The following is a 10410-nucleotide window of genomic DNA, read 5'->3' as shown; positions in this document are numbered from 1 at the left end:
TCCGGCCCCAGCTCGAGGCCCCGCGCGCGGGCCAGGTCCTCGGGGGTCACGCCGTCGACGTCGGGGCGGCGGGGGTCGGCCCCTCCCTCCAGCAGGGCCTGCGCCGCTTCCTTCTGCCCCTCGAGGGCCGCCCAGTGCAGCGGGGTGCGGCCTCCGATGTCGGCGGCGTCGGGGTCGGCCCACCCCTTCAGCAGCGCCCGCGCGGCCCGGGCCTCGCCCCCCGCCGCGGCGTGGTGCAGGGGGCTCTCCCCCCCGGCCGCCGGGGCCTCCAGCGGGGCCCCGGCCCGCAGCAGCCGGTGCAGCTGCTCCACGTCCCTGGCGTCGATGGCCTGGTGCACGGCCACCCACTGGGCCCTACGGCAACCTGGTGCAGCACCTGGCCGGCGGCGGCCTCCGCGAGGGAGGGGGTGCCGAGGGAGAGGGGCTGCCCATTCTTCCACAGCGCCGCGCGGGCCTGCGCGTAGGTCAGGGCCAGCCGCTCGGCCTCGCGCTCGAGGCGCTCGTGGTCGAGCACCACGTAGCTGCGCACCTGCCCGGCCTCCTCCCCCTCGGCCGGGCCCAGGCACCGCACCAGGCGGGCGTGTGCGGCCAGGGGCAGCGGCACCTCGCCCAGCACCTCGCGCCCGTCGACGTCGGCGGGCTCGGGGTGGGGGAGCACCCGCGGGTCCTCCTCCTCCCCCAGCCGCCCGGCGCGGCGCCAGGCCTCAAGGGCCTCGAGGCCCCGGCCGATGACGACCTTCTCGGCGTTCTCCATGGCCGGGAGGGTAGTACGGGGGTGGCGGGACCGTCAACGGTTCGGGGTGGGGGGCGCGCGGGTTTTGCGTCGAAGCTGCTGAGCAGGGCGCTGCTACCTTCGGCGGGTGTCCCGGCCCGTGCTGCCTTAAGGATACCCGGCGCGTCCGGCGTCACCGGCGTCGGGGTGGGGGCGGTGACGCCGGGGCGGCTACACTGTGCTTATGCGCGCCCCCCTCCCCCCCTTCCCCTCCTCGAGGCCGCCGCCCGCCGGCTTTACCGGCTGCCCCTGGCGGGGGCCGCGCCGGCGCTGGCCCCGCTGAGCGCGCTGTGCCCCGTGGTGGCCTGGGGGGACCCCTACCTCAGCCCCCGGAAGAGGTCCTTGAGGAAGGCCCCGAAGGGCGCGAGCTTGTCGCACCAGACCACCGCGCTCCAGGCCTCGAGGGCGGGGCGCACCTCCTCGAGCAGGGCGCTCTTGCCGTAGCCCGGCGGGGCCGCCAGCACCACCCCGCGCCCGGCGCGCACCGAAAGGAGGAGTGCACGCCCTTCCTGCTGTCTGCCCACGAATGCCATCCCTGGAACCTCCGTACTTACTGCATTACTGATTTACTGGGTTACTGAATGCAGTAACCCAGTAAATCAGTAGTTACTGTACTCAGTATTTACTGAAGTCAGCAGTTACTGCAATCAGCGATTACTGACTTCAGCTTGCCCCTATTTGCCCGGTTGGGTAAGATGCGCCCGTGGGGCTCTACTACACCGTGGAGGAGCTGGCCCGGACCCTCAAGGTCAGCGAGGAGGCCATCCGCAAGCGCCTGCGAGGGGGCGAGATCCGGGGCGTGCGGGTGGGGCGAACCTGGCGGGTGCCGCGCGAGGAGGCCGCCCGGCTGCTGGGCGGGAAGGAGGCCCTCGAGGCCTTCGACCGCAGCCTAAAGGAGGCCCGGTCGTGAGGGTCGCCGTGGTCAACCTCAAGGGCGGCACCGGCAAGACCACCACCGCGGTCCACCTGGCCGCCGGGTTCTCCCGCCTCGGGAAGACGCTGCTGGTGGATGCTGACCCGCAGGGCTCGGCCCTCTCCTGGAGCGAGCAGGCCGGCCTGGCTTTCCCGGTGGTGGCGCTCCCTGTCCGCGACCTGCACCGGAGGCTCCCCCAGCTCGCCGACGGCTACACCCACTTGGTGCTGGACACCCCGCCGGGGGATCCGGCCATCGTGCGCAGCGCCTTGATGGCGAGCGAGGTGGCGCTCCTGCCCATCCCGCCCAGCCTGATGGACCTGGACCGCCTGCGTCCCACGCTCGAGCTGCTGGCCGAGGTGGAGCCCCTGAATACGCTGAGCGTCCAGGTGCTGCTCACCCGGGTCCGCAGGGGGACGAAGAGCGCGAAGGCCGCTCGAGACGTGCTGGCCGAGCTGGGGCTGCCGGTGCTCGAGGCGGAGATTCCTCTGCGGGAGGGTTACGCTGCTGCCTTCGGCCTCTCACCGGAGGACCTGGGCGAGTATGAAGCCGCGCTCGACGAGCTTCTGGGGGTGCGGGCATGAGCAAGAAGGCCAGCGACATCCTGGCACGGATGAAGGAGGTGACGGCTCGAGAGCGGGCCAAGCCCCCCGAGGAAACAAGCCCTCAGAAGCCGGCAGGGGAGGATCCCGCGCCCTCCCCCACGCGCGGGAAGCGGGAAACGGTACGCTTTACCGTGGACCTAGACCCTGAGCTCCACCGGTTTTTGAGGATCTACGCACTAGAGCGGGGGGTGCGGGGGAGTGAAGTGCTAAGGGCACTCCTCGAGCAACTTGGTAGCGATATTGAACTCCAAAAATCCATTCACCAGCGATTGCATAAATAGGCCTTTTCACTGTCTATGAGCGACCTACTACCCACTTCGAAAGAGGCCATAGAGCGCATCCGCGCCATCCTGGCCCAGGCCAGGGCCCAGGCCCTGCAAGCGGTCAACGCCGAGATGGTGCGGGCCTACTGGAAAATCGGGCAGGTGATCGTAGAAGAGGAGCAGCGGGGCGCCGAGCGGGCTGAGTATGGGGCTCGCCTTATCCAATCCCTCGCTGAGCGGCTCAGCCAAGAGTTCGGCAAGGGATTCAACGAGCGCAACCTACGCTTCATGCGCGAGTTCTACCAGGCTTTCCCGAATTGGAACGCGGTGCGTTCCGAATTGAGCTGGACCCACTACCGCATCCTCTCCCGCGTCGACAAACCCGAGGCCCGAGGCTTCTACCTCGAGGAGGCCATCCGCTCACGCTGGAGCACCCGCGAACTCGAGCGCCAGGTAAACAGCCTCCTCTTTGAGCGGCTGGCTCGCTCACGGGACAAAGAAGGGGTGCTGGCATTGGCTAACCAGGGGGCCGAGGTCCACCGGCCTGCCGACCTGGTGCGCGATCCCTACGTCTTAGAGTTCACCGGGCTGCCCGAGCGCGGCCAATGGCAGGAGAGCGACTTAGAGCAGGCCCTGATGGACCGCCTCACCCAGTTCCTACTTGAGCTAGGCCGCGACTTCTTCTTCGTGGCCCGGCAGAAACGCATTTCGGTGGACGCCGAGCACAACTATGTCGACCTGGTATTCTACCACCGTACCCTGCGCTGCTTCGTGCTGATTGATCTCAAGGTAGGTAAGCTCACACCTCAGGACGTGGGGCAGATGCTGGCCTATGTGGGTTACTACGAGGAGCACGAGATGCGGGAGGGGGAGAACCCTCCGGTGGGTCTAATTCTTTGCACTGACCACACCAGCACCATCGCCCGCTACGCCCTGCGTCGGGGCCAGGAGCAAGTCTTTGCCGCACGCTACCAAGTGCATCTACCCAGCGAAGAGGAGTTGCGGGCGGAACTCGAGCGCGAGCGGGCGGAACTCGAGACTGAGACAAGCCAGGATGGGTTCCGGGATTAGCCTTGCTAAGGCAATGCGCGATAGCTTCCTGGAATACGGCCACGGGGAGCCTCAGTGACCTCGAGTAGGCCCCGCTCTATCAAAGTCTTTAGAGCACGCGTCGCTGTCATCTCGGAGACCCCAAGTGCCTCTGCCAAGCTCCTCTTGCTATAAGGGCCGGGAAATTCCCTGATCCAAAACCAGACGAGCTTGGTAGCTGGGGTCAATCCCGCCAGCCTCTCCTTCAAAAAATTGGCGCGACTGCCTCGGTGCCTGCTCAACACCGGGCATTGTACTGTAGACTGCTTACTTTACCTGCTCAGTCAAGGCTATAGTCAAGCTATCGGGTTCTTGGATTACGCGAATGAAAACATAGACAGAGTTGCTGAACCACAGATAGTGGTTTGGGTTGCCATTCTGGATCCAGGTAGGCTCCAATGGCTTCCAACTCGAGGCGGTCAAACTCACCGAGTCTAACTTCGGCACCTGCTATTAGGCCGAAAAACATCCTTTCGCCGTCATAGGTCAGGACGTACCACCTCTCACCACTCCCTGGGTTGACGTAGCACGCCCATACCACGGGATCGCTTTCATCACCCCCGCGCCCAACAAAGAAAGCCTTGCTCACCGCACCTAAGGTTGCGGTGTCACTCCCCCGCCGGCCCCGTCTATTTAGACTTATATGGGAGGGTGTGCCATCTCTGACTGAGTATGTGCTGATGGGCTTTTTCGCCATTTTTGCACCCCTAAATATCCCAACAAAATTATACCACTAGTGCTAGAATGTGCAATATGACGACACGAAAGAGTGGGGATATTGTGCCGAGCGGCACCCTAATGGGAGTAAACCGTATCGATCACCTGGGCCGGGTAGTCATCCCCGACATGGTGCGAGAATTGTTAGGGCTTAGGACAGGGGATCAGCTACTATTCGTGTTTGAGGGGGGCAACTGCTACATCAAGTCCCTCGAACAGTTTTCCATCGAAGCGTCACCCCATGCTGGACTAGTACTCATCGGCCCGGATCGCCAAACCAAATTCGACACCCGGAGAATCGCCTTGTTGATGGGAATAAGCCGCCGCGCCCTGGCTGAGATCGTTAGAACTTCAGAGGAAGGGTTGGACTCACCAACTCCGTCTACGCTTGGTCATCTTTCTTGGCTTTGCCGGTATTTAATTGAACTTCGGGCCCTGCTCGGCTCTTGGCCGAGGGTTCGTAGGTGGCTTCATAAGGAGAGACCGGGCCCTCAGAATCGATCACCACTAGAACTGCTATTACGGGGAGACAGGCATAAGCTCAAAGACTTCCTGATGCCCCGTTAACATTTCGACTGAGTGTGTCATAATAAAGATGAGGGGGGTGCGAAAACCCCGGGTTCATGGTCGCAAAGACCAGCTAACCCGATGGCCACGCATCCGCTCGTTGCCCAATGGCAGCCGAACGCGGCCGCAAAGGTCGCCAAACGGAGGTTAGCATGGGAAAAGTTGGTACAATTACGTTTTCTAGTACGGATGAGGCGCTGAACCAGCTCGAGATCTCCGAGTTGGTTCGTATTGCTGTGTATGAGGGACATCCTGACCAGCAAGGAGCACAGGTAGCACTCCTTGCCAAGGTAGGGAGGTTCCTTCAAAGTCAGATGAAGGGGGCCGCGAACTATCTCGGCGTCCGTCCCAGTGACGACCTGTGGGATGAGGTATTTACAGAACTAGCCTTACTCACTCTTGACTTACTCCCTAAATATGACCCAACGCAAAATCAGCTACTTACTTTCATTGGTAAGCACGTCTACTACATGGCCTTGAACCTCATTGCTAAAGCCCACCTCGGACAGCAGCATTTGCTTTCTCTCGAAGAGATGCAAAGCATCGACGTATTTAGGGAACCCAGCGTCGAGTATACCGACCAAATCGAGCGAGACCTGTGTGCCGGCGATGTGCAGGGGTTTACGCAGCATTTGACAGCCGAGCAACGTGCTCTTCTGAAAACTGTGTACTGGGAAGATAAACCGCAGGCTGAGGTTGCCAGAGAACTAGGGATTTCCAGGGCTGCGGTATCTCAGCGCATGAGGCGGATTTACCAGCAGGGACAGCGCCACCTAGCAAGATGGCGGGGTTTCGTGGGGTAAAGGGGGTTAACACCGCCCCCCACCATCCCAACAATAGGGTGAAGCGGGCGTAAAGGTCGCTTCAAAGGAGAACAGTATGATCCGTAAAGACCTGGTCCTCACCCCAAAGCAAGAACGGAACCCCCAAACAGCAGCCGCAAAGGTTGTGAAAGAAGGAGAAGCCATGATCGAGCTTGAATCGGATTTGCAGCGTCAACGCAAGTACGTAGCGTCGATGCAGGGTCATGAACCTTCGCTGGTGGTAAGCGAGGCGTTCGTGAGGGGGATGCGTGACTTGGGTTATAAGAGCTTCGGAACGATGCTGGATGAGTTGATCGACAACTCTCAGCAGGCCGAGGCCACACACGTTCATGTTACCTGGAAGTTGGAAGAGAAGCGGATCTCTGAACTTGCCGTCATAGACGACGGGCACGGGATGGATCCAGAAATGATCCGATTGGCTGTGCGGTGGGGCGGCACTCACCGAGAGAACGACCGTAAGGGCTTCGGGCGCTACGGCTTTGGGCTGCCAAGTGCCAGTGTGGGGCTCGGCAGGCGCTTCACCGTCTACTCCTGTACCCCTGGAGGGAAGTGGCACTCGGTGACCGTCGACATCGACCGCCTTGCGGACTACATGACATCTTCGGGGGGGATTGGTGTGCCTCCAGCAAAGCCCGCAGAGTTACCGGATTGGGTTCAGTCCTATCTCTCAGAGCACTTCCCAGCGGGCCTACCCCATGGCACTGTAATTGTCATTGACAAACTCGACCGGCTGGAGCGTCGTACTCCCCAGTGGTTCGAGACCCATCTGCTTGAGCATTTCGGACTGATCTACAGGAATTTCCTCAGGAACCTCACTATCAAGGTAAATGGTAGGCAGGTTGAGGCCGTTGATCCCTTGTTCCTCACACCTCGAGCACGATTTTACTCGGATGATAACTTACCTATGGCCGAGCCTTTGCTGCCAACATACATCGAGGTGAGGGATCCCGAGACAAAAGAATTGCAGGGAGTTATTACCGTACGGTTCGCTTATCTCCCCCCTGATTTTAACAAGGGCAAAAGCAGCGCTGCTAAGGGCCGTAACAAGATCATGGCTGAAAATAACGGCTTGATCATACTACGCAACGGTAGGCAGATTGACGTGCTTAGGACCACTGGTGTGGCCCCCTTCAACTTCCAGAATAACGACCGCTTTACTAAGGTTGAGCTGGACTTCCCCCCAACCCTAGACGAGGAGTTCAGCGTAACTACAAGCAAGCAGCAGATTATTCCATCAGACAGAATTTTTGCAATACTCAAGGATCACTTGGTTGCTGCTGCGCTTCAGCAAATGAGGGCGCGTTACAGGAAAGAGGCTGATGCGCTTAAGGTAAAAATTGAAACCTCTTCCGATCAGCCGCGTTTGTCTGAAGTAGCCATGCGTGAAGCAGAAAAGTTTAGACGTCGCCCCTCAGAAGTTACTACAGAGGAATTCCGCGAACTCGCGGATGAGGGACTGAGGAGGGAGATCAAACGCCGAGCCGAACAGGCTGGTGTAGAACCTGAAGTCATCGCTGAAGCTGTCAAGAAGGAAACAGAGGAGCGGCCCTATAAGGTCGAAGAGGAAAATACGGTGCTTGGACCGTTCTTCCGGGTAGAGCAACGAGGGTCTCAAACAGTCCTAATCATCAACCAAGATCATCCGTTCTACTCTGAAGTTTATGCTAGACCTTTGCTGATTACAGGGGTTCGCGAAGAAGAACTTCGTGCTGCTACAGTTCAATTCCGGGCCGGGCTGGAGTTGTTGCTCTTCTGCATAGGTTTATGTGAATTGAAGGGTACGAAGGAAACCCGAACTTTCTATGAGGTTGAGCGTATTGAATGGTCAAATACTTTACGGGCCGCACTTAAGCAGATGGAGAAGCAACCTGAAGCAAAGGCAAAATTGGAGATGGTAGAAACTGAGGAGCTCGATGAAGACGACATTTAGGCTCCTAGGACCGTATACCCCGGATGCCGCAAAGGCATCCGGGGATTCCCGGTTTAAGGCCCAAGATAACAGCGCTGAAAAGATCAGGTTTAGTCCTTCGTTGTCAACCGAAGAGCATACGAAATTGATCAACACAATTCTTGAGGACGTAAAGAACTCAAGTACGCCCCTCAGACGTCTGGCATACCGTGAAAAACACCGCCCAGGATTAGCTTCTGCGGCGTTGGTACTGGCCGACCTTCATGACCAGGGGTGGGAAATCAGCATTGATAGTAGAACCATTTGGCTCGAAAGACCCAAGCTTGTTGAACCAGGCGAGGACTTGAGCGTTGCGAAAGCACGCATCCGGGCAAGTCTCAGGGTGGGCCGTGATCGCCAGCTGAGAACCCCTTCCGTGCAGGAGTTTCTTGGCCGGATGTTACGCCTTAGAAATCACAGGGGGCGCCCAACTTCAATTCTTGATCTCGTCGATGATGGTCCCCAACTCGCCGATTTACTCGCCGACATAATAGGACTTCCCGAACCCCGGAGACACGAGGCACTCTACAACGTTATTCACCCAGTCATTGAGCTAGCCGTTGCTGGGGTGAAAGATCCTGACACCGGCCTAGATCTCTTTGACATATGGAGGTTCTTTCGGCACACCTGGTCGCTTGAGTACCGATCAGTTCCTGGACGCTCTCTGGCTTTCTTAATCCGTAACGCAGCCAGGCCCAACCGCCCGGTGATGGGTATAGGCATGCTAGCAAGTTCACCTCGCTTAATGTTGCGGGATCATTGGATCGGCTGGGAGTTAGAACCTCTCACGCAGGCTATTCGAGACGAGGTATTTCCTGCGGAAGAGCTTGCCCGAGCTCTTTATTCCGGTATCCGGGAATCTTTAACGCTGGTGCGATGGGATGACCTTCTTACACTAGAGGAATTCAACTCACCTGGCAAGACAGTAATCGAACGCTTGGTTCAAATAAGCCACGTGTCGCGTAAAAAACGGAAATCAGGGGGTCCTCGCGCAGCAAAAACGCTTCCAACCACAGCGAATGGCGAGATTGACTGGAGGGCGGCCTCTGAGCTGCCATTATTCGTTCAGAAGCGCGCCCTCCTGTTATCAAAGCTCCTTTCAGCGTTGAAGGAATTTCATGCTGCGGGTTATCACGATCAACCCGGCGAGGCCCTCAAAGCCATGCTTAAAAGATCCGCAGGAAAGCGGGCTATCTCGCTTGCACTAGCGGAATTGCGTAAGGCTGGGATGGCAACTGCCGTACCAGATCTCAGTGTTTGCGGGGCTATTGCCCCGTATAACGAAATTTTGGGCGGTAAGCTGGTAGCATCCTTAATGGCATCTGAGGAAGTCCGGCGACTTTACGTAGACCGCTACCGAGGCCAAGAGAGCGTCATCGCATCGCAGATGGCCGGCAGGGCCGTATCTCGGCCAGTCGACCTCTTGGTAATTACCACGACTAGCCTGTATGGAGTCGGAAGCAGTCAGTACAATCGGCTCTACTTACGAGCCAAAGATCACCCGGAACTTCCTTTCGATGTGAAGTGGGAGGAGTTGGGATTGCTCAAGGGAGTAGGCAGCATCCACCTCTCGAGCGAAACTGTTGAAGCCTTACGGCGCCTCTCAGTACAGTCCAACGGACATCGGTGGGTCAACAACGTCTTTGGTGAGGGAATGAATCCTAGACTTCGACAAATTAGGCAAGGTCTAGAGGCTCTAGGTATCGACCCAGAGCTGATCCTCGCCCATGGTACCCCGCGTATTCTTTACGCATGTGAGGTATTCCCGGGAGCTCGACAGAAGCTTTTGGGGCTCGGGGACAGCATCACCACCACGGCTGCGTCTGCCGATGCTATTTCACGAGCATGGCTACGTCGTTGGGTCTCAAAGCGCATACAAAATCCTGAGGTTTTGAGGCGAATAGCTATACTAAATCGAGAGTCATTTATTGCCAAACTGTTTGTTGGACCAGAAACCCAGTCTACATTGTTTTGACACTCCCACGGCTAAAGCGCGTGGGATTCTTGGTTCGTTGCCGCCTGCCCACCATGCGTAGGTCTTACGGCGGCTCCCCAAGCGTTTTGCGTCTCCGTGTGCCCCACGGCGACGGGAATCCTGTGGATTCCTTCGGCGCGGATGTTTCGCGCCGCGTTCAGGTCTCGGTCGTGCACCGCCCCGCACCCACAGGTCCAAACCCTGTCCGAGAGGGTGAGGGCGGTGTGGATTGTCCCGCACTCCCGACAGAGCTTGCTGCTGGGGAAGTAGCGGTCAATCACGGCGAGATGTTTGCGGTGCCAGACCGTTTTGTACTCCAGTTGCCTGCGGAACTCGCCCAACGCCGCGTCCAGCACCGATGTGGACAGCTTGGTTCTCGCCATCCCCTTCAGGTTCAGGTCTTCGATGCACAGCCCGTCGTACTTCTGGACGAGTCCGGTGGTCAGCTTGTGCAGCCAGTCCTGCCGCTGGTTACGCACCCTGGCGTGTACCTTGCTCAGCCGATGCCTGGCCTTATCACGGTTCTTGCCCCTTTCTGCTTGCGGGAAAGCTCCCGCTGCGCCCTACGCAGCTTGCTCAGCCCCTTGCGGTAGAACTTGGGCGGGGCGATTCTCGTACCGTCCGAAAGCACCGCGAAGTCCTTCAACCCGAGGTCTATCCCTACTACCCGTTCAGGGTTGGCAGGGGGCAAGGGCACCTCAGGCATCTCGAACTCGGCGGTCAGGGTGACGTACCAG

At 59.1% G+C, this 10410-nt stretch carries 12 protein-coding genes and 1 pseudogene; 8 read left to right on the top strand and 5 right to left on the bottom strand.

Annotated features, from left to right (window positions below; translation table 11 throughout):
- The 3 genes from MEICH_RS29490 to MEICH_RS27325 form a co-directional block, all read right to left on the bottom strand.
- Window positions 1–302, bottom strand: a 302-nt coding sequence (locus MEICH_RS29490) for an ankyrin repeat domain-containing protein (protein WP_245587693.1), incomplete at its 3' end; no start/stop codon positions are given.
- Window positions 188–754: a hypothetical protein gene (locus tag MEICH_RS30255; protein ID WP_245453151.1), complete on the bottom strand. Its 567-nt coding sequence runs from the start codon at window positions 752–754 to the stop codon at window positions 188–190. The genes MEICH_RS30255 and MEICH_RS29490, both read right to left, overlap by 115 nt.
- Before the next feature lie 335 nt (window positions 755–1089).
- Window positions 1090–1305: an AAA family ATPase gene (locus MEICH_RS27325; protein ID WP_051304278.1), complete on the bottom strand. Its 216-nt coding sequence runs from the start codon at window positions 1303–1305 to the stop codon at window positions 1090–1092.
- Between the two features lie 170 nt (window positions 1306–1475).
- Between MEICH_RS27325 and MEICH_RS0116225 the strand changes: the two genes are divergently transcribed.
- Genes MEICH_RS0116225 through MEICH_RS0116215 form a run of 4 tightly spaced genes read left to right on the top strand, consistent with a single transcriptional unit; the run spans window position 1476 to window position 3624 of the window.
- Window positions 1476–1682, top strand: a complete 207-nt coding sequence (locus MEICH_RS0116225; protein ID WP_027893462.1) for a helix-turn-helix domain-containing protein — start codon at window positions 1476–1478, stop codon at window positions 1680–1682.
- Window positions 1679–2269, top strand: coding sequence for a ParA family protein (locus tag MEICH_RS0116220; RefSeq protein ID WP_027893461.1), 591 nt, complete (start codon window positions 1679–1681; stop codon window positions 2267–2269). Before MEICH_RS0116225 ends, MEICH_RS0116220 begins: the two co-directional genes overlap by 4 nt.
- A complete protein-coding gene (locus tag MEICH_RS28895) occupies window positions 2266–2571 on the top strand; it encodes a hypothetical protein (RefSeq protein ID WP_157202866.1) in 306 nt (101 codons plus the stop codon). The genes MEICH_RS0116220 and MEICH_RS28895 overlap by 4 nt, the downstream gene beginning before the upstream one ends.
- A 15-nt stretch (window positions 2572–2586) precedes the next feature.
- Window positions 2587–3624 (top strand): PDDEXK nuclease domain-containing protein, encoded by a 1038-nt coding sequence (locus MEICH_RS0116215; protein ID WP_036219500.1) that lies wholly within the window; start codon window positions 2587–2589, stop codon window positions 3622–3624.
- Between the two features lie 5 nt (window positions 3625–3629).
- On the opposite strand, the gene MEICH_RS30740 is transcribed toward MEICH_RS0116215, so the two are convergent.
- A complete protein-coding gene (locus tag MEICH_RS30740) occupies window positions 3630–3887 on the bottom strand; it encodes a helix-turn-helix domain-containing protein (protein ID WP_084542380.1) in 258 nt (85 codons plus the stop codon).
- A 499-nt stretch (window positions 3888–4386) separates the two neighbouring features.
- Between MEICH_RS30740 and MEICH_RS30735 the strand changes: the two genes are divergently transcribed.
- The 4 genes from MEICH_RS30735 to MEICH_RS28885 all read left to right on the top strand — a co-directional run bounded on the left by MEICH_RS30735 (window position 4387) and on the right by MEICH_RS28885 (window position 9673).
- On the top strand, window positions 4387–4926 hold the full coding sequence (locus MEICH_RS30735; RefSeq protein WP_157202865.1) for an AbrB/MazE/SpoVT family DNA-binding domain-containing protein: 540 nt from the start codon (window positions 4387–4389) through the stop codon (window positions 4924–4926).
- A gap of 152 nt (window positions 4927–5078) precedes the next feature.
- On the top strand, window positions 5079–5729 hold the full coding sequence (locus tag MEICH_RS25615) for a sigma-70 family RNA polymerase sigma factor (protein ID WP_169730695.1): 651 nt from the start codon (window positions 5079–5081) through the stop codon (window positions 5727–5729).
- Between the two features lie 76 nt (window positions 5730–5805).
- Complete coding sequence (locus MEICH_RS28130; RefSeq protein ID WP_084542378.1) at window positions 5806–7680, top strand: ATP-binding protein; 1875 nt, start codon at window positions 5806–5808, stop codon at window positions 7678–7680.
- Window positions 7664–9673: a Druantia anti-phage system protein DruA gene (locus MEICH_RS28885; RefSeq protein ID WP_157202864.1), complete on the top strand. Its 2010-nt coding sequence runs from the start codon at window positions 7664–7666 to the stop codon at window positions 9671–9673. Before MEICH_RS28130 ends, MEICH_RS28885 begins: the two co-directional genes overlap by 17 nt.
- Before the next feature lie 11 nt (window positions 9674–9684).
- Here MEICH_RS28885 and MEICH_RS25610 read toward each other — a convergent pair.
- Window positions 9685–10379, bottom strand: a pseudogene (locus MEICH_RS25610) (RNA-guided endonuclease InsQ/TnpB family protein).
- Window positions 10380–10410: the final 31 nt, after the last annotated feature.

Source organism: Calidithermus chliarophilus DSM 9957, assembly GCF_000430045.1.
Lineage (GTDB): Bacteria > Deinococcota > Deinococci > Deinococcales > Thermaceae > Calidithermus > Calidithermus chliarophilus.
This window is presented reverse-complemented; position numbering and strand designations above follow the sequence as displayed.

Bases quoted from the DNA above. Each gene is read 5' to 3' on its own strand.
- MEICH_RS28885 (WP_157202864.1), top strand. From the start codon at position 7,664: ATGAAGACGACATTTAGGCTCCTAGGACCGTATACCCCGGATGCCGCA.
- MEICH_RS0116215 (WP_036219500.1), top strand. From the start codon at position 2,587: ATGAGCGACCTACTACCCACTTCGAAAGAGGCCATAGAGCGCATCCGC.
- MEICH_RS30255 (WP_245453151.1), bottom strand. From the start codon at position 754: ATGGAGAACGCCGAGAAGGTCGTCATCGGCCGGGGCCTCGAGGCCCTT.
- MEICH_RS27325 (WP_051304278.1), bottom strand. From the start codon at position 1,305: ATGGCATTCGTGGGCAGACAGCAGGAAGGGCGTGCACTCCTCCTTTCG.
- MEICH_RS25615 (WP_169730695.1), top strand. From the start codon at position 5,079: ATGGGAAAAGTTGGTACAATTACGTTTTCTAGTACGGATGAGGCGCTG.
- MEICH_RS30735 (WP_157202865.1), top strand. From the start codon at position 4,387: ATGTGCAATATGACGACACGAAAGAGTGGGGATATTGTGCCGAGCGGC.
- MEICH_RS28895 (WP_157202866.1), top strand. From the start codon at position 2,266: ATGAGCAAGAAGGCCAGCGACATCCTGGCACGGATGAAGGAGGTGACG.
- MEICH_RS28130 (WP_084542378.1), top strand. From the start codon at position 5,806: ATGATCCGTAAAGACCTGGTCCTCACCCCAAAGCAAGAACGGAACCCC.